General features: G+C 56.1%; 16 protein-coding genes and 1 tRNA gene. 10 read left to right on the forward strand and 7 right to left on the reverse strand.

Annotated features, from left to right (window positions below; genetic code table 11):
- Positions 1 to 10: 10 nt before the first annotated feature.
- From ACR42C_RS00325 to ACR42C_RS00345, 5 genes are all read left to right on the forward strand, one after another.
- Complete coding sequence (locus ACR42C_RS00325; RefSeq protein ID WP_479985222.1) at positions 11 to 181, forward strand: hypothetical protein; 171 nt, start codon at positions 11 to 13, stop codon at positions 179 to 181.
- Positions 178 to 306 carry a colicin immunity domain-containing protein gene (locus tag ACR42C_RS00330; protein WP_479984619.1) on the forward strand — a complete coding sequence of 43 codons (129 nt, stop codon included), beginning with the start codon at positions 178 to 180 and terminating at the stop codon, positions 304 to 306. Before ACR42C_RS00325 ends, ACR42C_RS00330 begins: the two co-directional genes overlap by 4 nt.
- A complete protein-coding gene (locus tag ACR42C_RS00335; RefSeq protein WP_479985223.1) occupies positions 290 to 451 on the forward strand; it encodes a colicin immunity domain-containing protein in 162 nt (53 codons plus the stop codon). Before ACR42C_RS00330 ends, ACR42C_RS00335 begins: the two co-directional genes overlap by 17 nt.
- A gap of 669 nt (positions 452 to 1,120) precedes the next feature.
- Positions 1,121 to 16,207 (forward strand): polymorphic toxin type 25 domain-containing protein, encoded by a 15,087-nt coding sequence (locus ACR42C_RS00340; RefSeq protein ID WP_479984620.1) that lies wholly within the window; start codon positions 1,121 to 1,123, stop codon positions 16,205 to 16,207.
- 4 nt (positions 16,208 to 16,211) lie between these two features.
- Positions 16,212 to 16,667: a hypothetical protein gene (locus tag ACR42C_RS00345; RefSeq protein ID WP_479984621.1), complete on the forward strand. Its 456-nt coding sequence runs from the start codon at positions 16,212 to 16,214 to the stop codon at positions 16,665 to 16,667.
- Between the two features lie 38 nt (positions 16,668 to 16,705).
- Here the strand turns inward: ACR42C_RS00345 and ACR42C_RS00350 are convergent, their stop codons facing one another.
- From ACR42C_RS00350 to ACR42C_RS00365, 4 genes are all read right to left on the reverse strand, one after another.
- Entirely contained in the window at positions 16,706 to 17,794 is a 1,089-nt protein-coding gene (locus ACR42C_RS00350) for an AAA family ATPase (RefSeq protein WP_320720660.1), read from the reverse strand.
- Positions 17,795 to 17,940: 146 nt separating this feature from the next.
- The gene (locus ACR42C_RS00355; protein WP_163330001.1) at positions 17,941 to 18,900 is read right to left on the reverse strand and encodes a YbgA family protein; all 960 of its coding nucleotides are present in this window, start codon (positions 18,898 to 18,900) and stop codon (positions 17,941 to 17,943) included.
- A 102-nt stretch (positions 18,901 to 19,002) separates the two neighbouring features.
- Entirely contained in the window at positions 19,003 to 19,413 is a 411-nt protein-coding gene (uraH, locus tag ACR42C_RS00360) for a hydroxyisourate hydrolase (protein WP_479984622.1), read from the reverse strand.
- A 99-nt stretch (positions 19,414 to 19,512) separates the two neighbouring features.
- Positions 19,513 to 20,238, reverse strand: coding sequence for a MerR family transcriptional regulator (locus tag ACR42C_RS00365; RefSeq protein ID WP_032661978.1), 726 nt, complete (start codon positions 20,236 to 20,238; stop codon positions 19,513 to 19,515).
- Positions 20,239 to 20,355: 117 nt separating this feature from the next.
- On the opposite strand from ACR42C_RS00365, the gene ACR42C_RS00370 reads away from it, so the two are divergent.
- The 3 genes from ACR42C_RS00370 to ACR42C_RS00380 all read left to right on the forward strand — a co-directional run bounded on the left by ACR42C_RS00370 (position 20,356) and on the right by ACR42C_RS00380 (position 22,500).
- Positions 20,356 to 20,880, forward strand: coding sequence for a lipocalin family protein (locus ACR42C_RS00370; protein ID WP_008500115.1), 525 nt, complete (start codon positions 20,356 to 20,358; stop codon positions 20,878 to 20,880).
- Between the two features lie 78 nt (positions 20,881 to 20,958).
- Positions 20,959 to 21,957: a class I SAM-dependent methyltransferase gene (locus ACR42C_RS00375; protein ID WP_116342939.1), complete on the forward strand. Its 999-nt coding sequence runs from the start codon at positions 20,959 to 20,961 to the stop codon at positions 21,955 to 21,957.
- 102 nt (positions 21,958 to 22,059) lie between these two features.
- Positions 22,060 to 22,500: an acetyltransferase gene (locus ACR42C_RS00380; protein ID WP_479984623.1), complete on the forward strand. Its 441-nt coding sequence runs from the start codon at positions 22,060 to 22,062 to the stop codon at positions 22,498 to 22,500.
- 22 nt (positions 22,501 to 22,522) lie between these two features.
- On the opposite strand, the gene ACR42C_RS00385 is transcribed toward ACR42C_RS00380, so the two are convergent.
- Both ACR42C_RS00385 and ACR42C_RS00390 read right to left on the reverse strand, forming a co-directional pair.
- Entirely contained in the window at positions 22,523 to 22,822 is a 300-nt protein-coding gene (locus ACR42C_RS00385) for a helix-turn-helix domain-containing protein (RefSeq protein ID WP_032661956.1), read from the reverse strand.
- Positions 22,819 to 23,169 (reverse strand): type II toxin-antitoxin system RelE/ParE family toxin, encoded by a 351-nt coding sequence (locus ACR42C_RS00390; protein WP_032662102.1) that lies wholly within the window; start codon positions 23,167 to 23,169, stop codon positions 22,819 to 22,821. Before ACR42C_RS00390 ends, ACR42C_RS00385 begins: the two co-directional genes overlap by 4 nt.
- A 296-nt stretch (positions 23,170 to 23,465) precedes the next feature.
- On the opposite strand from ACR42C_RS00390, the gene ACR42C_RS00395 reads away from it, so the two are divergent.
- Positions 23,466 to 23,648, forward strand: coding sequence for a YlcI/YnfO family protein (locus tag ACR42C_RS00395; RefSeq protein WP_316380391.1), 183 nt, complete (start codon positions 23,466 to 23,468; stop codon positions 23,646 to 23,648).
- 477 nt (positions 23,649 to 24,125) lie between these two features.
- Here ACR42C_RS00395 and ACR42C_RS00400 read toward each other — a convergent pair.
- Positions 24,126 to 24,220, reverse strand: a tRNA-Sec gene (locus ACR42C_RS00400).
- A 288-nt stretch (positions 24,221 to 24,508) separates the two neighbouring features.
- Here ACR42C_RS00400 and ACR42C_RS00405 point away from each other — a divergent pair.
- Positions 24,509 to 25,900, forward strand: coding sequence for a glycoside-pentoside-hexuronide family transporter (locus ACR42C_RS00405; protein ID WP_479984624.1), 1,392 nt, complete (start codon positions 24,509 to 24,511; stop codon positions 25,898 to 25,900).
- Positions 25,901 to 25,905 lie beyond the last annotated feature (5 nt).

Genomic DNA, 25,905 nt, shown 5'->3' on the forward strand with positions numbered 1-25,905 from the left:
TAACAAAGTAATATATGAACATGGAACTTATTTATTAGTTCCTGAATCAAAAGTATTTTTTAATCCTAAGACGAATAATGTTGTAGTAGTAGATAAATCAGGAAATTATGTGAGCGGATGGAAGCTTGATCCAAACACAAAACAATATGAAAACTTCATGAGCAACGGGGTGTTAAGATGAGTCTTTATCTTAAAAATTACATTGATAGTTTTCTTGTAAAAGAAATAACAGCGGATGAATTTGCTGATAATTATATATCCAAATGGAGACAGGAACGAGATAATTCCCATCCTTGGAAAGGATGAAGACAAATTAAGCGAACTATTATCGAGTACATTTTGTGCAGTTGATATGTATAACCCGGATGATGATCGTGAACAATATGAGTTTGATGAAAATAAATTACGAGATGAAGTCAATAAACTTATGTGCGCTTATTTAGCTAAATAATTAATAGTCTCAGCCAGAACGATCCCGACTCTTACGCCGGGATCGGTCTGCCAGCCGTCAGCCTTACCCAAAATGCCCGTTCCCGCGCTTGTACACCGGCAGATCGCCGATGTCATTCAGCGCCCCCGGAAACCCTTCCAGCCACAGCTTCATCTTCTACCGGTTGACGTAAGCGACGTTCAGCCCTTCGGCGCAGCCGTACAGCTCGCGGGTGTTCTGGGCGATGATAACGATGCATATCAAAAATTAGAGCAGACACCCCCCCATCTCTATTTAAATAGCGAAGTAAGACGAGCTGAATAATGCCAGTTCCAGCGCTGATGCTCATCGATATCACATATTTTTAATTATTTTTACCCCTAACCTAAATATCACTACCAATTATGGTAGTGCTCCCTTTGGGACTATTCCTATTTATGGTAGGGGTGGCATACTGAAGAAAACTAAAAAAATTCTCTCTGCTTATGCGTAATTACAGTCCGGCTATCTTTTGTTGTTCGTTATTGTATTGCTGCCTCGGCAATACCGCATCTCTTTCTCCTGACTGAACCTGATATTCGCCGCCTGCTTAATATCGGGCAGGGCGCCTGGCTTTATTATTCGGGCGATTTGGCACCTGAGCACCTCGACATTTATTACCGTATTGGGTTGATGATTTAAGGTAAAGGCATGGATAAGCATCCCGTTGGATTAGCGAAGCGTCTGATTAGTTATCTGGTCATGTTTCTTGTGGCAGGGCAGCCAGTCTTTCCCGCAGTTGCTGCATCCATCAACCCGGTGACGCCAGGTACCCGGATGGACCAGGCTGGGAACGGAGTGCCGGTCATCAACATCGCCACGCCAAATCAGGCAGGGATCTCTCATAACCAGTTCCAGGATTACAACGTCGGCAAAGAGGGGCTTATCCTCAACAACGGCACGGACCGTTTAACCCAGACCCAGCTGGGCGGGCTTATCCAGAACAACCCCAACCTGCAGGCCGGGCGGGAAGCGAAAGGCATCATCAACGAAGTCACGGGAGCCAGCCGCTCGCAATTGCAGGGCTATACGGAAGTCGCCGGTAAGGCGGCAAACGTCATGGTGGCCAACCCGTACGGTATCACCTGTAACGGATGCGGGTTTATCAACACCCCCAACGCCACGCTGACCACGGGTAAACCGCAGTTTGACGCTAACGGTAACCTGCTGGCGCTGGACGTGACGAAAGGCGCCATCACGGTTGAAGGCCAGGGGCTGGACGCCAGCAGGAGCGACGCGCTGTCGATTATTGCGCGCGCAACGGAAGTGAACGCCGCGATTCACGCGAAAGATCTCACTGTGACCGTGGGCGCCAACCGGGTTGCCACCGACGGCAGCGTCACGCCTGTCGCAGGGGAAGGTGCGGCTCCTCAGGTTTCTGTGGACACTGGCGCGCTCGGCGGGATGTACGCCAACCGTATCCATCTTGTTTCCAGTGAAAAAGGCGTCGGGGTTAACCTCGGGGATCTTAACGCTCGACAGGGCGATATTACGCTGGATACCAACGGTAAGCTGATGGTGAATAACAGCCTTGCAAGCGGTAGCCTGACGGCGAAGGCGGATAGCGTTGTCCTCAGCGGCGAACATAAAAGTACGGGAGCAATGCTGATCAACAGCCGTTCAGACGTGGCGGTAACGAACGGCAAACTGGTTAGCGACGGGGATATTACGCTTGCCGGGAATGGAAAGCTGAGCGTCGCTAACGGTACGTTAACGGCGGGTAAAGACATTAACCTGAGCTCTGGTTCGCTTACCGCAGATACCACGAGTGAGGTTAATGCGGCTGGCGCAATTCAGGCTAACGTCGCCGGTGCTGCAAACCATGCGGGTAAGATGACAGCAGGCAGCGGTATCTCTCTTTCCGCAGGCCAGCTCGCTAACAGCGGAAAAATGACCGCGAACGGCGATCTAAACGTGAAGGCGGGAGGTTTTACCAATAGCGGTGCGGTACAGGCGCAGAAAAATACCCGGCTTGATCTGGGCACGTTGAACCACACTGGTCAGCTGCTGACCGGTGGTGTGCTGGGGATTTCAACGGGGGATGCCAGGATTGACGGCATGCTCAGCAGCGATAGCGATCTGAGCGTTAGCGGTACCGGCGCGCTGAATATCGGGCAAAACGGGCAATTGTTATCCGCCGGCAGGCTCGGACTGCAGTCTGACAGCGTCATAAACAACGGGCTGGTCAGTGGGAAACAGAATCTCGCGCTCACCAGCCGTCAATTCAGCGCTGTTCAGGGGAGCACGCTGACCAGCGGGGGCAGCCTGCAGCTCAATGCGGGTGATGCGCAGATCGCCGGGGAGGTTCTGGCCCAGGGCGGCCTGTCCTTCAGCGGCGACCGGATCACGACGCTTTCGAGCGGACAGCTTCAGTCGCAGGGCGATATGCTGTTGCAGGCGAATAACGCCGCCGGGCTGAACGGTGTCCAGGCTGCAAAAGGCAACCTGACGCTCGCTACCGGCAGCTTAACGCATCGCGGTACGAGCCGCGGCAGCAACGTTTCTCTGCAGGCTAACCAGATTGACACCAGCGGCACCCTGCAGGCGGATAATGCCATGGCGTTGAGCGCCGAAACCATTGTTCAGCAGGCCGGAGGGGCGCTGCTGGCGCAGAAAGCGCTGCAGATTAATGCCAGCCAGTTGACCAACGGTGGCTCTCTGGATAGCGATGCCTTAACGATTGCCATTAACGGGCATACCGATAACCACGCCAGCGGCAAAATGACGGCCCGCAACGGACTCACGCTGACGGGAAATACCTTCACCAACGACGGTCAGTTGGCTGCCAGCACGCTGGCGCTGACGCTAAATAACGCCTTTACCAACACGGCCTCCGGCAGCGTGCTCGCAGAAAATACTCTCGACCTGACCGCTCCGGTGTTCAATAACGCCGGAAGAGTGGCCTCATCCGCTCTGAACCTGAGCGCGAATACCCTCGACAATAGCGGCCTGCTGCAGGGCGGGCAAACGTTGCGGCTCGCTTCCGAAAGGCTGGCTAACCAGAGCGGCGGGAAAATCATCAGCGGTAGCGGGCTGACGCTGAACATCCCACAGCTGGTAAATGCCGGGCTGATTTCGGTGAAGCAGGGGCTCACCATTGAAAGCCTGATGCTGACGAACAGCGGCAATCTTGAAGCCCAGTCGATGGCGCTGAAAGCGGGTCAGAAATTAAGTAATCAGCAAGGCGGCGTACTGCTGGCGGAAGCGTCGCTGGCGCTGACCACCCCGGCGTTTGATAACGCGGGCAGCGTTCAGGGCAAAACGCTGACGATTGACGCCGGGGAGTGGAGCAACGGGGGTCAGGCTTCGGGGCTGGACGATCTGTCGGTCAATGTCCGCGATACGTTTACTAACCTCGCCGACGGGCGGCTTGTCAGCCAGCAGAGCGGCAGCGTAAACGCCGGGCAGTTTGCTAATTTCGGCGGCGTCACGGCAGACAATCTGCGCATTAGCGGCAACAGCCTGACTAACGACGGCTGGTTGCAAAGCGGCGGGGCGCTGGATCTGAATGTCGGCGCGCTGGCTAACCGGCTTTCCGGCACTCTTCAGGCAGGCAGCGGCCTGACCGTTACCGTACAGCAGCTGGTTAATGCTGGCGCGATCTCCGCTCAGCAAGGCGCTGCCATTGATGCGTTAACGCTGGATAACAACGGGCGGATTGAAGCTCAGGATCTGCAGCTGACGCTGCGCGAAAAGCTGAATAACCTGGCTGAGGGGATCGTTCTGGCCCAGCGCAGCCTGAAGCTCGTGACGCCGCTGTTCAATAACGACGGACGACTGATGTCGGAAAGCGCGACGCTGAACGCGAAGACGCTCGTCAATAAGGGTTTGCTGCAGGGGAGCGCGGTACTTGTCGCTGACGGTGAACAGTTTAACAATGCCTCCGAAGGTGAAGTCGTCAGCGGCGGTACGCTGACGTTCAATGAGTCCCAAAGGTTCAGCAACGCCGGTAAGGTGCAGGGCGAGACTATTGGTCTGAATACCAGAAAGGCGGATAACAGTGGCCAGATGCTGGGATTATCTGCGCTTAGCCTGAGCGGAACCGAAAGCCTCACCAATAGCGGTAATTTGCTCAGCAAAGGCAAACTGGGCCTTACGAGCGAGCAGCTGGATAACCAGGGGCAGATCGCGGCGTCCGAGCTGAACATCAACACCCGGCAGATGACCAATAACGGTTTGCTTCAGGGTGACCAGCTGTTTGGTTTTACCGCCTCCTCACTCCATAACCAGAAGCAGGGCAGCATTATCAGCGGCAGCGGGCTAAGACTTGCCATTCCCGATCTGGTTAACGCCGGTTTGATTTCGGTCACCCAGGGGCTGGCTATCGAGGCCGCGACGCTGGACAACGCCGGGAACATCGAGGCGAAGGATTTACAGCTGACGCTGCGCCAGCAGCTGAATAACCAGGCGAAAGGTGTACTGCTGGCAGATGATACGCTTCATCTGTCGACGCCTGTGTTCACCAACCAGGGGCAACTGATTAGCCGCTCAGGCACGATAATCGCCGATACCCTGTCAAATGCAGGATTACTGCAGGGAAACCAGGGGCTTTCGGTCAGCAGCCAGACGCTGGATAACCTTTCAGGAGGTCAACTCCTGAGCGGCGGCGCGCTTACCCTGAATTCCGTGCTGGGAAAAAACGCCGGTCGCCTGCAGGGGGATACGGTTCAGGTCAGTGTGGGGAGGCTGGATAACAGCGGCCAGGTGCTTGCTGTCAACGGCCTGTCGCTCACCGCCGGGGAATTGAATAATACTGCTGGCGCAGAAATGAGCGGCAGCGGGGGCAGTTTACATGTTGATCAGCTGGTCAACGCCGGACTGATTTCGGTCAGCCAGGGGCTGGCTATCGACGCGCTGACGCTAACAAATGGCGGCAATATTGAAGCGGGCAATCTGGCGTTAACGTCGGTACAGACGCTGAATAACCTGACCAGTGGCGTACTGCTGGCAGACGATACCCTCTCGATTGACGCCGCCAGCGGTGATAACGCCGGGAAGCTTATCAGCAGCAACGCGCGTCTTGCGGTTAGCAGCTTAACAAACAGCGGGCTGATTCAGGGCAACCAGTCCCTCAGCCTGCAGGGCAGCCAGTTGAACAACATGGCCAGCGGCCAATTGCTGAGCGATGGTGATGTGGGACTTAACGTTGCCCGCCTGGATAACGCTGGCCGGGTGCAGGGGAAAAGCCTGACGCTCGCGGGTGGACAGTCTGGCGGCGTTAACCGCGGACAAATGCTGGGCCGCGAGGCGCTGAATATTCTGTTCGCCGGGGCCTTCAACAACGACGGGCGCCTTATCAGCCAGAATTCCCTCAGCCTGAAAAGCGGGGCGCTTTCTAATACCGGGGTAATTGCTGCTGCAACCGTTAACATCGACAGCGCAGTGGGGCAGGCAAATAACAGCGGATTAATTCAGGCCGACGGCAAGCTCAGCTTCTCCGCCGCCTCATTGTCCAATCAAAAGAGCGGTTCGCTGGTAGCAGGCGATGATATAGCGCTGACGGTACCTGCGCTGGTCAATGACGGGCTGATGTCGACGGGGAAAAACCTGCGCCTGGACGGGACTTCTCTTGATAACCGCGGTGGTCTGGAAGCACTGAATGTGCAGCTGAATTTGTCCGGTCAGGTAAACAACCAGCCTGAGGGGCATCTGTTTGCAGACGATCTGCTGACGCTTAACGCCGGAAGCTGGCGTAACGACGGGCAGCTTATCGGCAACAACGTCATTATTTCGTCCGGCCATGGGCAAAATAGCGGCCTGCTGCAGGGGGATACCGGCCTTAAACTTGCCGTTACCGGCCTCGATAACGATCGAGCAGGCAAGATAGTAAGCGGCGGGCTGCTGGATATCACCGGCCAGCAGCTGAATAACAATGGCCTGATGCAGGGGCAGAACGCCCTTCTACACGGCGTGGATTTCACTAATGCGGGTTCGCTGACAGGTAAAGGCGATCTGACGCTGAATGTGGATAATACCGCGACCATCAGCGGGCAAATGCTGAGCCAGGGCAAGCTGCAGCTTGACGCCAGTCAGCTCGTGAATAGCGGTATTCTGGCAGCAAATACGGTTAGCGTGAGCACCGGAGAGCTGAACAATACCGGGACGCTGCAAAGCAATGGTGCTTTGAATCTCGTTGCAGACGCGTTCAGCAACGTTGGTACGCTTCTGGCCAAACAGGCGTTAAATTTCACGAGCGCAATGCTGACTAACAGCGGTGTGATTCAGGCCGACACGCTGACCCTCGCGGTAAAAAACGCGCTGACCAACCTGGACACGGGCAAAGTGCTTGCCACCCAGGCGCTGGCTTTTGACGGCAATACGTTAACCAACAGCGGCACGCTGGCGGCAGATAATGCGCGCCTGGCTCTCGGGATCCTGAACAATAGCGGCCTGGTGCAGGGTAACAGTGGGCTGGCGATCCAGGGGCAAGCGGCACAGACCTCGGGCCTGAGAAGTGTTGACGCCGCGCAGACGCCTGCTGCCAAAGTGATTAATAACCTGATCGGCGGACAGCTGTTAAGCGGCGGCGATTTGACGATTGCCGGGGATAAGGGCGATAACGCCGGCACGCTACAGGGCCGGACGCTGAACGTTAAGGCCGGAAGCTGGAATAACGAGGGGACGCTGCTTGGCCAGCAAGGCGCGAGCCTGAACGTCAGCAGCACGCTGACAAACAGCGGAACGTTACTCAGCGAGGCCGGGTTTGATATTCGCGCAGGCGCTGTAGATAACCGCGGGCAGTTGGCGGCGGGTACGCTTAACCTGCAATCGGACAGCATCAGCAACAGGGGTTTATTGCAGGGTAGCGCTGCGTTGACGTTCGATACCCGGGCCCTGGATAACCTTACCGGTGGACAAATTCTGTCCGGCGGCTCGCTTAATCTCGATCTGCCGCAGTTTACCAACGGCGGGCTCGTTCAGGCGAGTCAGGATATGACGCTGACGACCGGCAGCTTTGACAACCTGGGCACATTGTCTGCCGGAGCGTTAAATCTTAACGTCGCGCAACAGCTGAATAACCAGAGCGGGGGCAAGCTGCTGGCGACCCGTCAACTTAGCAGCCAGAGCGCCAGCCTGACGAATAACGGTGTGCTTGCCGCAATGAGTGTCGAGCTTACCAGCGGTCAGATCGACAACAACGGCATCCTGCAGGGAGACAGCGCGCTGGCGCTGCACACGCCGCGGCTCAACAATCTGACGAACGGGCAAATTGTTAGCGGCAGCTCGCTGAATCTCTCTATCCCGCAGATGGTCAACCTGGGACTGATGTCAGTAAAAGAGGCGCTGGTCCTTTCCGGAGCCACCCTGGATAACCAGGGAACGTTACAAGGGAGCCGCGTGGGGCTAAGCTTCACCGGCGACGTCGTGAACCGCGACAATGCACGCCTGGTGGCACAAAAAGATCTGACCCTGAGCGCCGCCAGCCTTAACAACCAGGGCACGTTAGCGGGAGATTCGGTGAATATCATCACCAATCTGCTGACCAACGTCGGCTTGCTGCAGGGCAACAGCGCGCTGGCGCTGAACTCCCTGACGCCATCAACTCTGGTACTTAACAATAAGACCGGCGGGCAAATTATCACCGGCGGGGCGCTGACGCTTTCCCTGCCGCAGCTGACCAACCAGGGGCTGCTGCTTTCGCAGCAGGGGCTCACGCTTAATCTCGATAATCTCGACAACCAGGGCATCGTGCAGGCGCGCGATCTGGGCCTGAATATCGGCAACCAGCTGACGAACCAACAAAGTGGACGGCTGCTTGCTCAGCAGGGGCTGCACCTGACGGCCGCAAGGCTGGATAACGCAGGTCAGCTGGCGGCGAGTAATGCCACGCTGGCGGTCAATATACTGAATAACCGCGGCGTGCTTCAGGGCGACGGCGGGCTGTCGATTACCGGCCCGACGCTGAACAACCTGACGGGCGGTAAACTGCTTACCGGCGGACAGCTGACGTTTAAGGCCGGTCAGCTTGTGAATGCCGGGATAATGCAGGGGCAACGGCTGGGCGTGAACGCGAGTGGCTGGAACAACAGCGGCAGCGCGCTCGGTACCGACGGACTGACCGCTCAGGTTGATAACCAGTTGACCAACACGGGTCGCCTGCTTGGCCAGGGGAGTACGCGCGTCGCTGCGGGGGCGCTGAATAACCAGGGCTCTCTGCTGGTTGACGGTGACCTGATAGTGGACGGCGGCAGCCTGTCAAACGGGGGCAGCCTTCAGGGCAGTACCCTGACGGTAAATAGTGGTACGGTCGATAACGCCGGTTCCGTGATTGGTCTGAACGCCCTGACGCTTCAACCTCTTCAGGGGCTGACCAACCGGGCCGGTGCATCAATGAAAACGCAGGGAACGCTGCTGGCGGGTGGGCAGAGCATCACGAATGATGGTCTGTGGCAGTCGCAGTACCTGAAGGTTAACGCCCGGCAGTTACAGAACAACGGCACGCTGCAAAGCGCGGGAAATATGGATCTCGCGCTGACCTCCTCCATGGTCAATACGGGCTCAATGGTGGCGAACGGGACGGCCACGCTCGGGGCGCCAACGCTGAAGAATCAGGGGCAAATGCTGGCGAAGAAGATGTCGCTGTCGGGCGGTTCGCTCAGTAACAGCGGCAGCATCAGCGGTGCCGATGGCCTTGGCGTCACGCTCAGCGGCGATCTTGACCAGCAGGCGGGTGCGAAGCTGTTAAGCAACGGCCTGCTCAGCATGGGCGCCAATATCCTGACCAACCTCGGTCATATCCAGGGGAGCACCCTGACGCTGAATGCCGGTAGCCTGAATAACCAGGGCCGCATGGAGGCGAATACCGCGCTCAACGCCACGCTGCGCGGTAACGTCGATAACGGACGCAATGCCGTGATGCTGAGCCAGGGCACTTTCCAGCTGGGCGCACAGACGCTGAATAATGACGGTACGCTACAGGGGAACGGTAATACACAGCTTGACCTGCGCGATCGCGGCAGTAATCAGGGGCAGTTACTCAGTGGTGCAACGCTAACGCTGAATACGCCGGGGCTGACCAACAGCGGCTGGGTGCAGGGCTTTGCGCTGTGGCTCAACGCCGGTTCGCTGAACAACAGCGGTACGGTGCTGGCACAGCAGCAGGGAACGCTCGGTGGTAATTATATTGTAAACAACGGCATGCTGCAGGGCGCGAACCTGACGGTTAATCCGGGCCAGCTCGATAATAACGGTACGGTATACGCCACCCAAAATCTGGGGATTGCCGCCTCGCAGGTCAATAACGCTGCTGCTGCCCGGATGCTTAGCCAGGGTAACCTGGCGATTAACGCCACTAATACCGGCCTTCAGGGGCAGGTTGTGGCGCTGGGGGACCTCTCCCTCGCGAGTAAGGCTTCTTATAATCAGCTGACTACGCTGGCTGCGGGGAATACGCTGTCCGTCACCAGCCAGGGCGATATCACGACCAATGGCCTGATGCAGGGCAAGGGGATACAGCTTTCCGCTGCGGGTACGCTGAATAATAACGGCCAGCTGCGGGCGGGCTATGGCGAAAGCCAGCTTAGCGCAGGACAGCTAAACCTGAATGGTACAGGCAGCGTCGAGGCGGGCGGTACGCTGCGCCTGAGCAGCCTGAATGGTATTAATAACGCAGGGTTTGTCGGAACTGCAGGCGATTTGATCGCCAGCGCCGGAAGCACGCTGCTGAATAGCGCTCTGCTGTACGCGGGCAATAATATGAGCCTGCTGGCGAACAGTATCCGTAACGCGCGCGGCGATATTCTGGCCGGCAACAGCCTGTGGATGCAGCGCGACAGCGCAGGTAACGCTAGCGCGGAGGTCGTGAATACCTCAGGCAGTATTGAAACCCAGCGTGGCGACATTTCAATCCTGACCGGGCATTTAGTAAACGAGCGGGATGGGCTCAATGCAGTCCAGAGCGAAACGAATATTGCACCGTCCTGGGTTAAGGGTGGAACGGCGGATATTCCTGTGGACTGGATTTCCTCTTCCGGTACCGGTAAATACGGTATTTATGTGACGGAAGGACAGCGTTATCACGGCCACGGTGACGACTGGAGCGAAATGCTTGGCAACTATGCGCCTTATGAAGACGCGGATGTTCAAAAAGTTGCCGTTAAAACCGTTTCGGTTTCCGTGAGCGCGAAGGGGCAGCAGTCCCGCATTGCGTCCGGCCGAGACATCATCGCCCGGTCTGATAACGTTGAAAATATGGCGTCGTCGATTCTGGCGAACAGAAATATTCAGCTTTCAGGAAGTACCTTAAATAACCAGTCATGGCTAAACGGCACGTCGACGGTTTATAACGTTTATCGCTATGGGGTAGGCGATAAATATGCTCGCAGACCTGATGAGACCACGCGAAGCTATGACAAGCTGGTATCGAAGTCGATTAGCTATGTTCTTGACAGTGTGACCACTGAAGGGGCCAGCGGAGACGTTTATCGCGCCGTTATCCAGGCTGGCGGCGCGGTAGTCGCCAGCTTCAGCAACAATATCAGCAATACCTCCACCACGGCGAACGCCCCGGGCTATAAGCCTGGCCTCAGTGCCCCCGGGCTGAACCTGTCTGGCGGTCCGACCGTTGCGTCTGGCGCTAAGGCCACCGGGCTCGGCGCGGCAAGCAGCCAAAGCGTTGCCGCACCGCAGGCGACCATTAACCTGCCCGGCGGTGGGAGTGGCATAGGCAATGCGGAAGCGCTCACCAGCCGCAATGCCGGTAATAACGGTCTGGCATCGATTGATAACCGTCCCCAGAGCATCGGCGATTTTGGCCAGGCTGGCGGCAAGCTGGCTGACGTTCACCTGCAGGCTGCAGGCTTAACCTCCCAGAACGGTGCGAACGGTACGCCGGTTGATTTGACCGGGACCGGTGCAGCCCTGGTGGTTCCCGGCAGCACGGGTGGCAAGCATACGACTATTGCCAGCGATGCCGTAGCGCTGGCGGGGCAGAAGCAGTCGGGAACAAGCGGAACGTCCGCGCTGGCTTCCCGCGATAAGATCGGTGAAATCGCTGCGGTAACGGCTCAGATCATTTCGCTTTCCAGCGGCGGGAAAACGCCTCCGCCACCGGGTTATAACTACCGTCCTGTTTCGCTTACCGATATCTCGTCGGTTGCCCCAGCGCTGACCAGCAATGGTTCGCCGATTAAGCTGAGCGACTATCCGCTACCGGCCAACAATAACGGCTATTTTGTGGCAAACCGCGATCCGAAAAGCCCGTATCTCATTGTTACCAACCCGAAACTGGCGGGTTTAGGGCAACTGGATAGCAGCCTGTTTAATGATTTGTACAAGCTGGCCGGGACAACGCCGCCTTCGGCGCCGCAGGAAAACCGTACAACCTATACCGATACCACGCAGTTCCTGGGGTCGGATTATTTCCTGGCGCGTCTGAATCTGCGTCCGGAATATGATTACCGTTTCCTGGGCGATGCGGCCTTCGACACCCGCTACGTCAGCAATCAGATCCTGAACGAGACCGGTAGCCGCTACGTTAACGGCGTGGGCTCCGACCTTGAGCAGATGCAGTATCTGATCGATCGCGCCGCTCAGGCCCGTGACAAGCTGGGGTTACAGCTCGGCGTCAGCCTGTCGGAAGAGCAGGTTGCCTCGCTGGATTCCAGTATCCTGTGGTGGGAAAACACGGTGATTGAGGGACAAAATGTCCTCGTGCCAAGGCTGTACCTGTCGGCGAAGGACGTGGCGTTTAACAAAGGGAGCATTATCGCCGGGAACCAGGTGATCCTTAATGCTGGCAGCATCACGAATGACGGCAGTACGCTGCAGGGTAAAAGCCTGCTGGCTGCCAGCAGCCAGAGCACAATCAACAACATCAATGGCGGCCTGATCGGTTCCAGCGGAAGCCTGCAGCTTAGCGCCCTGGGCAATATCAATAACGTGGGGTCCACCATCAGCGGGCAGACGGTTAGCCTTGAGAGCGTGGGGGGGAGCATTATTAACCAGACGCTGACCAACCAGTGGAATATCTCGGGCGCTACGAACGGATGGAACAGCCAGGCCGTCTCGCTGACGCAAACCGACCTGGGCGCACTTGCTTCCATCAAAGCGACGGACAGCCTGACCCTGAGCGCCGGGAAAGATATCATCAATACTGGCGCTAACCTCAGTGCTGGCGGCGATATGTTGCTAAAAGCGCTGGATGATATCTCTGTTACAGGGAATCAACTGGTGACGCGCGACCGTTATGGCCGCAATCTCAATGAGACCGTCACCAACCAGGGCAGTACGGTCACCAGCGGAGGCAATCTTGGCCTGCAGGCAGGTCACGATCTGAACGTTACGGGCAGTAATCTGACGGCCGGAGGCAGCGCTGCGCTTTGGGCGGGGAACGATCTGGTGCTGGATGTGGCGCAGAATAGCCGCCACAGCCAGACCGCGAAAACGGATTCCCTGAAGACGGATAATACGCGTACGGTCATTAGCGCTGGCGACGATCTGACGCTGGCCGCAGGCCGCGATCTGCGCAGTAACGCCGCGGCGCTTGCCGCACAGGATCGCGTGGGGCTGCAGGCCGGACGGGATATCGATCTGCTGGCGGCAGAGACCACAACCAGCGACAAATACAGCGCGAAGAAAAAGGTCGAGATCAACCAGTCCGTGCGCCAGCAGGGAACGGAGATCGCCAGCGGCAGCAGCACCACAATCATTGCGAACCGTGATGTTAATGCCCAGGCGGCGCAGGTCACAGCACACGGGGATATTGGCGTGGGCGCAGGGCGGGACATAAATCTCGCCACCGCTACCGACAGCGATTACCACTACAAAGAGCAGACCAAAACTAAGAAAGGTTTCCTGAGCAAGAAAACCACCCACACCATCGAGGAGAACAGCGCGACGCGTGAATCCGGCTCATTGCTGAGCGGCGATAACGTGCAGGTGGTGGCGGGCAATAACCTGCGGGTGTCAGGCTCCGCCGTGGCGGGCGATGGCGACGTGCGGCTTAAGGCAGGTAACAACGTTGATATCGTTGCAGCTACCAACACCGACACCTCCTGGCGCTTTAAGGAAGAGAAAAAATCCGGCCTGATGGGCTCGGGCGGGATTGGCTTCACCATCGGCAGCAGCAAAAGTACCCAGGATCTCCGTGAGAAGGGCACCACCCAGAGCCAGAGCTTCAGTACGGTGGGCTCGACAGGGGGAAGCGTGGATATCGCTGCCGGTAATCAGCTTCATGTCGGCGGTGCGGACCTGGTGGCGGGCAAGGACATGGCGCTCACCGGTGACAGCGTGGCGATCGAACCGGGTCATGACAGGCTTACCAGCGATCAAACCTTCAAGCAGAAAAGCAGCGGCCTGACGATTGCCCTCTCCGGCGCCGTGGGTGACGCAGTGAACGCTGCCGCCAGCACGGCAATGGCGGTAAAAGAGCAGAGCGATGGTCGTCTCGCAGCGTTACAGGCGACCAAAGCTGCGCTTTCGGGTGCCCAGGCCGTGCAGGCCAACCGTCTCGCAGAAGTAACCCACGGCAGCGACCCCACCAGGAATGGTGCGTTCGGCGTGATGGCCTCGATTGGCGGGCAGTCTTCTAAATCCACTTCACATTCGGAGCAGGATAAGACCACCGGCAGCACGCTGAATGCTGGTAATAACCTCGCCATCACGGCGACAGGTCAGGGACATGCTGCCAACAGCGGTGATATTACCGTTGCGGGCAGCCAACTGAAGGCGGGCAAAGATCTGACGCTTAATGCAGCCCAGGATATCAGCCTGGCGGGCGCAGCCGATACCAACAAGCTGACGGGCAGCAACTCCAGCAAAGGTGGCTCGGTCGGCATCGGTATCACCGCCGGTCCGAAAGGTGCGGGTATCACCCTCTCTGCCAGCGTAAACGCTGCAAAAGGTAAAGAAAAAGGTAATGGAACCTCCTGGAACGAAACGACGCTGGATGCCGGGCAGACTGTCAGCCTCACGAGCGGCCGCGACACGGTGCTGAAAGGCGCACAGGTCAATGGCGATAAAATCACGGCGGATGTCGGGCGCGACCTGACCCTCAGCAGCCTGCAGGATAGCGACAAATACAACAGCAAACAGCAGAGCATGAATGCTGGCGCAAGCTACACCTGGGGTGCGGGCGGCGGTAGCGGTAGCTTTAGCATCAGCCGCGATAAGATGAAGAGTAATTATGACTCGGTGCAGGAGCAGACCGGGATCTTTGCAGGCAAAGGCGGCTTTGATATTAACGTCGGCAACCATACGCAGCTGGACGGTGCGGTGATTGCCAGCCGTGCTGACGCAGACAAAAACCGCCTGGAGACGGCGACGCTAGGCTTCGCGGACATCAACAATAAAGCGGAGTATAAGGTTGAGCATCAGGGCGTGGGCTTCAGTACCGGCGTCGGGGTTGCAGGTAATCTGGTTGGCAATATGGCCAACACCCTGCTGGCAGGGATGGGGAGCAGCGGCAATGCGGAAGGGACCACGCAGTCAGCGGTGGCCGACGGCGCTATCATCGTTCGCGACCAGTCTAATCAGAAGCAGGATGTCAGCACGCTCAGCCGTGACACTGACCATGCCAACGGCAGTATCGACCCGATCTTTAACAAAGAGAAAGAGTTGAATCGCCTTAAAGCGGTCGGGCTTATCAGTGATATCGGCAGCCAGGCGGCGCATATCGCACAGACGCAGGGAGAGATAGCGGCACGGAATGCCATGACCGATCCGGCAGCGCTGAAGGCGGCCAAAGAGAAGCTGAAATCGGAAGGTAATGCTAACCCAAGTGATAAGCAAATCGTGAATCAGGCTGGCCAGACGGCAATGGAGAAGTACGGTACAGGCAGCGATATTCAGCGCGGTATTCAGGCGGCAACGGCAGCGCTGCAGGGACTGGCGGGTGGTAATATTGCGGGTGCGTTGGCGGGCGCGTCGGCACCTGAGCTGGCGCATCTGCTTAAATCAACCGAAGGCGATCCGACCGTCAATATCGTTGCTCACGCTATTCTGGGCGGCGCGGTTGCGGCTCTCCAGGGTAACAGTGCCGCAGCGGGAGCTGCGGGTGCGGCAACGGGCGAGCTGGCTGCGCACGCTATAGCCGGGCTGCTTTATCCGGATGTGAAAGACCTGTCGAAACTGAGTGAAGATCAAAAGCAGACGGTCATTACGCTGGCATCAGTATCGGCGGGGATGGCTGGTGGGTTGGCGGGAGGAAGTACGGCTTCGGCATCTTCTGGGGCGCAAGGTGGGAAGAACGCGGCAGAGAATAATGCTACCTCAAACTGGGGTGGATTAGTGCCTCCAGCAACGCAACAGGATGCTTCACTGGCTTTCGATCTCGGCGGTAAAGGTGTATCTCCCGACAAAATTAACAAGGCTATTAAAGACTCTCATATTGGTCCATCAGTAGGGGATACGGCAAAAATCCATGGTGATGTAAAAGGTCAGGTGGCTGTTGGTTATGTCGGCGGGGGCTATCTGGAGGGGGTCCTTTCAGAAGATAAATTCGCAATTAATGGCGGGATAACAAAGGTGTTTGGCTGGCGCGCGGATGCGTCCGCTGGATTAACTTTCGGGCCTTATCCAATTAAGGATTTCAATCCGGCTTATGATTATTCCGGCTCCATATCCGCTGGTATTTTTTCAATTGAAGGATCTGTAGGTAAAGATGGTGTTGGTGGTGCTTTCAGAATTGGCGGAGGTATTGGCGCTAGTATCCGACAAAGTGAAAATCATAACAACCTGCCGGAGATCGACGGCGCTGGCAGTACCGAACTCATATCCTGGCCCTTCAAAAAGGATTAATTAAATGATTTATCTGCTATTAGGAATTGCGCTGTTCGCATTTTTCGTCGGAACGGTCGTTTTTTTCCGTTTTAGTAAAGCGACGGGAAGAAGCGTCCAGTCACCGTTTACCCCGATGTTTTTCTTTGACGCACTCTTTTTTGGTCTGGGTAGTAAGCGAGACATGAACATCGCAGCATGTTCATTTATCGTCTTTTTAGTCAGTATCTGGGGATTAACTTATTTAAAATCAAGCACTCATTTTTGGGGCGGTCGCGAAAGTTATTTTGGTTTTGTGATCGCCGGAATTTTGTTTCTGATTATGCATTGTCGCTATTGTGCAAAAAATGTCGTTATAAAAAATGATGGCCTGGCCCCCATGAGAGAGTTGATTAATCTCCGGCGGTCCGGCCTCATCAGTCCTTTTTTATGGTTAAGCAGGGCCGGGTATCTGGGGTTCTTTATTGGCATGCTTCACTGAAGCGAGATGCGAAAAAACAGTCTCCGTGCCCCTTGAGACTACCCCAGCCTCTCCACCCTCGTCTCCCCCTCAACCATCGACAGTTGATACAGCGAAAACGACCGCTGCTTCTCAATCAGCTTCGCCAGCTCCGGCGAGTGGCTGGTGAGCCAAATCTGCGAGTAGCGGCTGGCCTCGGCGATTAAGCTCGCCAGCGCGGGCAGCATCTGTGGGTGCAGGCTGTTTTCCGGTTCGTTCAACGCGATAAATGCCGGTGGACGCGGGCTTAACAACGCCACCGCCAGGCACAGAAAGCGCAGGGTGCCGTCGGAGAACTCCGCCGGTTCCAGCGGTCTGCTCAGCCCCTCGCGCTGCATCATCATGCGAAAACGTCCGCCGGTGTTGTCGCTGTAAAACACGCAGCCGGGGAAGGCCTGGTCGAGGATGCGCATCAGCAGCAGCTCGTCGCCAATCTCCACAATGGTCTGAAACGCCGCCGCGAGATTAGCGCCGTCGCTGGCCAGCACCGGCGAGCGAAAGCCGACCTGCGGGGCGCGCATCGCCGAGCCGATTGATACAGAAAACTCATGATAAAAGCGCCAGTTACGCAGGGACTCGCGCATCTGCGACACTTCCGGGTAAAGGTGCGGTTCGCCGAGCTGTCCGAATACCGATTCGTTCTCGTACAGCGTGCCGCTGTGGGTCACCTTCTCGTGATGCACGTTGTTCAGAAACACGGCCTGATTCCTGCGCTTCATCAGCTGGGACGAGGGGCGTCGATGCTGGCCGCTCAGCCAGAGAGATTCTTCCTTGATCACCGGGTCGAGCTGAAACTGCGAGGGGTAGGGTAGCTTCTCCACAAACCCGACCTGCAGCTCGTATTCATAGGTCTCTGTTTCCACCGCGAGGTTCATCCGCCGCAGCTGGTCGCTACGGGTTTTACCTGCCCAGAACACCTTCAGAATGCCGCCCTCGTTCGCCAGCGCCTGGGAAAACTGCCCCTGGGCGGCGCTGTGCATCAGGTATATCGCCTTGTAAATATTGGATTTCCCGGTGCCGTTTGGCCCAAAGACGATATTGAGCTGCTCCAGCTCCAGCGACATCTCGCGGATGGAGCGGTAGTTTTGAATATGCAGGGTGTTGATCACAGGCAGGCCCCTTTTTGCAGAATAAGCCTGTATATAATCACAGTCTTTGAGGTGAAATGCAAAAAAGAGACGACAGTGAGGATGTCGTCTAAACGGGGTACTGCTTTGGGCCTCTAAGGGTCAATGGGGCCTTCGCATTTTTATGATCACTTGACTGCCAGACGCAGACCCAAATCATCAGGATAGGGATCAAAATAGTTTTGCGTCATCAGATACCGGTCGGGGTATTCGGCCAGGTAGTGCTTCAGCAGCGTGATCGGCGCGAGGATAGGCAACTGTCCGTTGCGATAGTGCAGGATCACGTCGCGCAGCTCGCCGCGCTGGCGGCTGTTCAGCTGGTTACGGAAATACCCCTGAATGTGCATCAGCACGTTGGTGTGATTCTTCCGCGAGGCGGGTTTTTTCAGGATGGTCATCAGCTTTTCCCGGTACGCCACGAAGAAGGCGTCCAGGTCTTCCCACTCGTGCAGCGAGGCAACGAACGGGCCGATTTCACGGTAGCCCGCCTGATGGTGCGCCAGCAGCTGGAGCTTATAGCGGCTGTGGAAGTCCAGCAGCGCGCGGCGCGTGAGGCCATTTTTACGCAGCGTGTTCAGTTCGTGCAGCGCAAAAACGCGCTCGACGAAGTTTTCCCGCAGCACCGGGTCGTGCAGGCGTCCGTCCTCTTCCACGGGTAGCCACGGCCAGGTTTCAAGAAGGGCGGCGGTGAACAGCCCGACGCCCTCCTTGCGGCCCCGGTTGCCGTTTTCATCATACAGCCGCACGCGTTCCAGGCCGCAGCTTGGGGATTTAGCACAGACGATAAATCCTGACAGATCGCCGATTTTCGGCAGGTAGTCCGCCGTGAAGTCGGCCATTTTCTGCGTGAGGTCATCATGAGGAGGCTTGCTGAAACGGAGCTGCGTTTCGCCGCTGTCCGTCAGCGTCAGGCGTATGGCCGGGCGAGGCGTAGGCAGGCCGATGGCCATTTCCGGGCAGACGGGCCTGAAATTCACCCACTGGGCCAGCTCATCCATGACGAAGCCCATGCGTTTGTGTCCGCCGTCAAAGCGAACGGCGGATCCGGTCAAACATCCGCTAATACCGAGCACAGGTTTCGTTGTCATGGTGAAGTCCTCCCGTTCATATAACTAAAACTTACACAACATGACTAATTTGTCCAAGTATTCGCGGAACTATTTTTTATAATCCTTTAAAATCAATGCGTCTTAGCTGCCCTTGTAGGTCGAATAACCGTACTGGCTCAGCAGAAGCGGAATGTGCAGTTTCTCGTTGGTGCGGGTCACGGTAAACAGCACCGGGATCTCCGGGAAGAAGGTGTCCAGCTTTTTGCCGTGGAAGTACTCTGCGGTTTTGAAAGTCACTTTATACACGCCAGGCTGCATGTCCTGATCCTGCGGATAGAGCGATTTGATACGGCCGTCATGGTCGGTTTTACCGCTGGCAATCTGGGTCCATTTGTCCTGCTGCTGCTTTTCGAGAGTCACAGTCACATCCGACGGCGGCATCCCGGTTTGCTGGTCGAGAATGTGGACGCTCAGCGTGCCGGCAGGGGCGCTAAAGGCGGCAGGGGCAAAGGCCATCGAGGCCAGGATCAGCAGAGGGGCAGTTTTTTTCATGGTGTATTCCTGTGGAGTTATTCGTCACAGGAAAACGTTAGCATCTGCGGCGCGGGAAAATATTCAACTTTTCGTGAAGATTCCCGCAGGAGAAAATTATCAGAGGATAATCACTTCAAGCGATACCTGCTGCTGCCACTGCTCCACCTGCTTTTTCCGCCCGGCGGTGAGTTTGCCGCTGGTGACCAGAAGCCATTTTCGCTCCGGGAAAATTTCCGGTGCCAGCGCGTCAGGCGGAACCGGCAGGATGTCGATGCGGTGGCCCTGCCCGGTGCGCGTCAGGGCTTCGAGCCAGATCTCGCACGGGTCATTCAGGTGCCAGCCGCTGAGCAGAATGTTATCGCCCGGCGCTTTTTTATCGCCTTCGAGGCAAAACGAGGTGTAGGCGATAATGATGCCGTCGAGGATCGCGCGCAGGGTCATGGCGGCGGCGACGTTGGCCGAAACCTGGCTGCGCAGAGGGCGCAGCACGTTCGCGACCAGCTCCGGCCTTGGGTATTCGCGTCCGGCGTCGTAAATCATCTGGCGCAGGGACTCGACTTTGCCGTCCTGCAGGCGCTGCAGCATGTTCTGCTGCAGGGTTTGCCAGTTGTTGGTCCGACCCGGCATCGGGCGTTCCAGCAGCGGTTTGACCTGGCCGATCGGGACGCCTTTTTTTACCCAGTCGAGGATTTTGAGCGCCTGCTGGACGTCCTCATCGCTGTACTGGCGGTGGCCGCCTTCCGTGCGCTGTGGCTTGAGTAAACCATAGCGACGCTGCCACGCCCGCAGGGTGGTGGCGGTGATGCCGCTGAGTCGGGCGAATTCGCCGATGGAGTAAGCCATGTCCGTGTCCAGAGTGGAGGAATACTCTCAATATACTACGAATTTTCCCGAACGGGATGAAGCGCCGAAACGGTGCACTACACTTAATATCCAACCGCGCAAATGAAAGGAATTCTCATGAAGCTATGGCCTGTTGTGACCGGTGTTGCCATTGCGCTGACGCTGGTCGCCTGTAAATCCCCCACGCCGCCGAAGGGCGTGCAGCCTATTACCAACTTTGAAGCCAGCCGCTATCTCGGAAAATGGTACGAGGTCGCCCGTCTGGAAAACCGCTTTGAACGCGGGCTGGAGCAGGTAACCGCCACCTACGGCAAACGCAGCGACGGCGGCATCAGCGTGCTTAACCGGGGCTACGATCCGGTGAAGAACAAGTGGAACGAGAGCGAAGGGAAAGCGTACTTTACCGGCGAACCGACCACCGCCGCGCTCAAGGTGTCGTTCTTCGGCCCGTTCTACGGCGGCTATAACGTGATCAGGCTGGACGATAAGTACCAGTACGCGCTGGTGAGCGGCCCGAACCGCGATTACCTGTGGATCCTGTCGCGCACGCCAACCATTCCGGATGCGGTGAAGCAGGATTACCTGAACACCGCGCGCAGTCTGGGCTTCCGGGTTGATCAGCTGGTGTGGGTGAAGCAATAAAAATCGTGCTTTCTTCCTGGGGCATTACTGGCTCGCCTGGATAGACTTCCGTTAAAAGCCTAACGGAGGGACGACAACATGAACTGGCAGCCTTTTCGCGGCGATGCACCGGAAAATATGACCATTTTCAGCGCGTCCTTTCCCGACGTCAGCGACCAGTGGCCGATGAAAGACGATGCTGCCCGTAAGATCGCCTCCCTTGACCGCGCCCTGAAAGCCGAACCGGTGCTCCGGCCACCGAGGGTGGAATACGACGAAGGGGGGCAGGCCGTGCTGGTTCCTCAGAACCGCTATTCCGAACAGGCCTTCCGCAACCGTCCGGCGCTCGCCGCGTGGCGCACCCGGCTGGTGCCCTCCGCGCTGGCGCTGTTTGTGGTGCAAAATCCGCTGGAGGACCGCCTGCCCGACGGCACAAAAATGGACAGCGACAGCCGCCAGTGGTTTATCCACGCCAACGATGCCATCGGCGTGCGCTCCCGCGCCCGGGTGCTGGCCGCGCTGGTGGATAAGTACATTCATAATGAAAGCGAGAACAACTGGGTCAGCCTCGCGAGCGGCGCCGCCATTCCGGTGCTGGAGGCGCTGCGCGAAGCAAAGCTCGACGGCCAGCAGGTCTATCTCACGCTGGTGGACAAAGACCCGGTAGCGCTCAGCTGGGCCGAAACTATGGCGGCGCAGGAAGGCATTGTGGTGGGCGAACAGCTGACACTGCTCAGGCGCAACCTGCTCCATACGCTGGTGCGTAACGAGGACCTGCTGCTGGAGCTGGGCGAGCATCAGGCCGAACTGGTCGACGCGCTGGGGATCTTCGAATACTTCAACGATACCGATGCGGTGATTTTTCTCCAGCGCGCCCTGCGGCTGGTCAAACCCGGCGGCGCGGTGATTGTGTCGAACATGCTCACCAGCAGCCCGCAAATTGACTTTGTGCTGCGGGGTATCGGCTGGGAAGATATTTACCCGAGATCGTTACAGCAGCTGCAGGATATTCACCTCGCGGCGGGCGTGCCGGTGGAAAACGTCACCGTGGTTGTGCCGAAGGATGGGGTGTACGCGGTGATGGAGATTAAGGTTTAGCTCGATCTGTTCCCTCTCCCTGAGGGAGAGGGTTAGGGTGAGGGTGGAACAGACCGCAAAGCGTGGCTTGAAATAGCTCGGTTTTCCAATCATGATCCCCCAATGAAAATAGAAACCGCACTCCCCTCACACTTCGAACGTCTGGTCGCGATCTGGGAATCCTCCGTCCGTGCCACCCATCACTTTTTACAGGAAAGCGATATTGCGGCGCTGTGCCCGCTATTGCTCAACGCCTACCTGCCTAACCTCAAGGTTGTGATCGCTCGCGATGACGCAGGCGTTATTCACGGTTTTTTAGGCGTGGATGAAAACCGCATTGAAATGCTGTTTGTGGATGACGCGAGCCGGGGAAAGGGCGTCGGGAAATTGCTGCTCCAGCACGCCATCGAAGAGTTTGGCGCGAACGAAGTGGACGTGAATGAGCAGAACCCGCAGGGCGTGGGATTTTATCGCCATATGGGGTTTGAGCAGGTCGGACGCTCGGAACTGGACGGGCAGGGGAATCCGTTTCCGTTGCTGCATATGCGGTTGGGTGAATGCTAACTTAACGCAAATATCACGCTTGTTAGATATGAAATGCAACGCGTTTTCCTGTGGGAAGTTCAACGTCGATACAGAGTTTTCCACCCATTGCTTCGATGTAACGCTTAAGCGTGGCAATTTTTAGTTCATTTCCACGTTGCTCAAGCTGCGTTACTGCGGGTTGGCTCACCCCCATCAGATCGGCAACATTTTTTTGCGAAAGCCTCAGCTCTTCACGTAAAAGTTGTAGACCCGTCTCGAGGATCATTTCATCTGCCATCTCTTTAATACGTTGTTGGCTTTCCGGTGAACGTGACGCAATCACTTCATTTAAGGTTTTCACTTGGTTGCCTCCAGGCTTGTCAGATGAAAGGAAAATTCGGCATCTGCGATGCGAATCATTTTTTCATAAAAGGCTTTGTCATTACTCTTATCGCCCGCGCAAAGCACAATGGCTTGACGGATAGGATCAAATGCGAAGAAAGCACGTATCGGACGACCAGCATATTGAATACGTAATTCCTTCATATGGTTATACCGTGAGCCTTTAACCGTATCTGCATAGGGGCGAGGAAGACGTGGCCCATAGTTTTGCAGATTTAACAGGTCTGCCAGTACCTTATCCTGTAATCCTTCTTCCTGCTCAAGCAGCCATTGCTCGAATACCTTTCCGAACAGAACCGTCCACATGCTTTCGTCCATGATAAGCTGTAGCTTATAAATAGAATATAAGCTGTAGTTAATAAATGCAATGGCTGTCATCGACAGCCAGGCTGTTAGTGGCAAGAGTATGACAAAGAAGGGAAATCAAGCGGATCGCGCAATTAAAAAATTGCGAGGCGCTTTCCAGCGTATTTTCTATTCATGCTGGCTAGTGAACTATCCGGGATAACCGGTTAGTTGAATGTTAATCAACTTTGCGACCAGAAAATTTTTTCATGAGATACCCATTAATAGTTCGAACATCTTTACCTTACAGATCGGCCATGGCTGCCGGAGATTGGATTACGTCTCAAGAAAAAGAAACCAATTTTGACCGCACAAAGAGCACGATGAAGAACATCCGGTTCGAGGATGAGCTTTTGGAACAGATTGAAAAGGCTGCGGGTAAGGGGAATTTTAATAAGTGGGTGAAAGAGGCTTGTAGGCTTAGGCTTTTGAGTGAGTAGTCATCAAAGCTTTATAGGTAGTGTTAACGATAAAATAGATGATAAGTTCGGAATATATGTTCCAAACTTATCATTGATGATGATTTTATAATTATCATTTATATAATTAAAATGTATCAGTCGATTTTAACCGAATCTGCTTTTAAATTTTTGCGAACTGATTCGTCGTTACATTTTACCATTACAATTGGGACATAAATGTTGTTTCTTCCCTTCAATTTCCCATGTGTAGTATTTCTTCTTAAAGGGATTATGACAGATATCACACTGTCTGGGCTTCAATATAGCACCAATAATGACCATTAAAACTACAGCACCTATAATCCATTCCATTACGGATTCCCTTGGTGATAATTTTGAAAAGGGGGAGAGAATAACACTCAATATTTAAATGAATAAGTGATCATGTTCACATAAGGTGACTGGAATGGGCGAATCTATTTATTAATAAAGTTTTTATTAAAGCGGATGGCATTTTGGCGGAAGATCACAGGAGTCGAACCTGCCCGGGAACGCTGGCGTCCCCAACTGGATTTGAAGTCCAGCCACCTCACCGGAGATGACGATCTTCCGCGCCTCGATTGCTACATGGAGGCGGGGCGCATTATAGCTACTTTCAGGCATTTACCACATACCCCCACACACTTTTTTCACCTCTCTTTTGACCTGTACACCCCTGTTTCAGTTAATTCTTAAGAAAATCCTCAGGTTAGCTTTTCGTGCTGCCAACATTTACCGCGATCACAAAAAACAAGAAACGTAATTTGCTAACCAGAAAACGCAATACCCGCCTTTGAAACAATGGTTTAAAACCAATGCAACCGGTCTCAGCGCCCCCTACAGCGTGAAGGATAAAAAAGATGAGCGAAGTATTGTCAGTAAAAGAGAAGATTGGCTACGGCATGGGAGACGCCGCCAGCCACATCATTTTTGATAACGTCATGTTGTACATGATGTTTTTCTACACCGATATTTTCGGCATTCCCGCCGGTTTTGTCGGCACCATGTTCCTGCTGGCCCGCGCGCTGGATGCGATCTCCGACCCGTGCATGGGGCTGATTGCCGACCGCACCCGCAGCCGCTGGGGCAAGTTCCGCCCGTGGATTTTGTTCGGTGCGATACCGTTCGGTATCGTCTGCGTGCTGGCCTACACCACGCCGGACCTCAGCCTCAACGGTAAAATGGTCTACGCCGCCGTGACTTACACGCTGCTGACCCTGCTCTATACCGTGGTCAACATCCCCTACTGCGCGCTGGGCGGCGTGATCACCAACGACCCGACGCAGCGTATCTCCCTTCAGTCCTGGCGCTTCGTGCTGGCGACCGCGGGCGGCATGCTCTCCACGGTGCTCATGATGCCGCTGGTGAACCTCATTGGCGGCGACGATAAGGCGTTCGGCTTCCAGGGCGGCATCGCCGTGCTGTCGGTTGTCGCTTTCCTGATGCTGGCGTTCTGCTTCTTCACCACCAAAGAGCGCATTCAGGTGCCGCCGAGCACCACCTCCATGCGGGAAGACCTGCGCGACATCTGGCACAACGACCAGTGGCGCATCGTTGGCGTACTCACCATCCTCAACATCCTCGCCGTCTGCGTGCGCGGCGGGGCGATGATGTACTACTGCACCTGGATCATGGGTTCGCCGGAGGTGTTCGTCGCGTTCCTCACTACCTACTGCGTCGGCAACCTGATCGGCTCCGCGCTGGCGAAACCGCTCACCGACTGGAAATGCAAGGTCAGCATCTTCTGGTGGACCAACGCCGCGCTGTCGGTGGTCAGCGTGGCGATGTTCTTCGTCCCGATGCACGCCACCGTGCTGATGTTCGGCTTCATCTTCGTCATCGGCGTGCTGCACCAGCTGGTGACGCCGATTCAGTGGGTGATGATGTCCGATACCGTCGACTACGGCGAATGGACCAACGGCAAGCGCCTGACCGGCATCAGCTTTGCGGGCACGCTGTTCGTGTTGAAGCTCGGCCTGGCGCTGGGCGGGGCGATGATCGGCTGGATGCTGGCAGGCGGTGGCTACGACGCGGCAGCAAAAACCCAGAACAGCGCGACCATCAGCATCATTATCGGCCTGTTCACCCTGGCCCCGGCGGTCTGCTACGTGCTGAGCGCCATTATCGCCAAACGCTACTACACGCTGAAAACCCCCTTCCTGACCAAAATCCTGGGCGAGCTGGCGCAGGGCGCGCGCCGCAATCAGCAGGAGTTTGAAAACCTGCCGGCCAGCAAAGAATTGCAGAACTAAGAGGA

Source organism: Enterobacter sp. MG-EB028, assembly GCF_056673305.1.

Bases quoted from the DNA above. Each gene is read 5' to 3' on its own strand.
- ACR42C_RS00340 (WP_479984620.1), top strand. From the start codon at position 1,121: ATGGATAAGCATCCCGTTGGATTAGCGAAGCGTCTGATTAGTTATCTG.
- ACR42C_RS00395 (WP_316380391.1), top strand. From the start codon at position 23,466: ATGGCTGCCGGAGATTGGATTACGTCTCAAGAAAAAGAAACCAATTTT.
- ACR42C_RS00390 (WP_032662102.1), bottom strand. From the start codon at position 23,169: ATGTGGACGGTTCTGTTCGGAAAGGTATTCGAGCAATGGCTGCTTGAG.
- uraH (WP_479984622.1), bottom strand. From the start codon at position 19,413: ATGAAAAAAACTGCCCCTCTGCTGATCCTGGCCTCGATGGCCTTTGCC.
- ACR42C_RS00355 (WP_163330001.1), bottom strand. From the start codon at position 18,900: ATGACAACGAAACCTGTGCTCGGTATTAGCGGATGTTTGACCGGATCC.
- ACR42C_RS00365 (WP_032661978.1), bottom strand. From the start codon at position 20,238: ATGGCTTACTCCATCGGCGAATTCGCCCGACTCAGCGGCATCACCGCC.
- ACR42C_RS00330 (WP_479984619.1), top strand. From the start codon at position 178: ATGAGTCTTTATCTTAAAAATTACATTGATAGTTTTCTTGTAAAAGAA.
- ACR42C_RS00375 (WP_116342939.1), top strand. From the start codon at position 20,959: ATGAACTGGCAGCCTTTTCGCGGCGATGCACCGGAAAATATGACCATT.
- ACR42C_RS00405 (WP_479984624.1), top strand. From the start codon at position 24,509: ATGAGCGAAGTATTGTCAGTAAAAGAGAAGATTGGCTACGGCATGGGA.
- ACR42C_RS00345 (WP_479984621.1), top strand. From the start codon at position 16,212: ATGATTTATCTGCTATTAGGAATTGCGCTGTTCGCATTTTTCGTCGGA.
- ACR42C_RS00380 (WP_479984623.1), top strand. From the start codon at position 22,060: ATGAAAATAGAAACCGCACTCCCCTCACACTTCGAACGTCTGGTCGCG.
- ACR42C_RS00370 (WP_008500115.1), top strand. From the start codon at position 20,356: ATGAAGCTATGGCCTGTTGTGACCGGTGTTGCCATTGCGCTGACGCTG.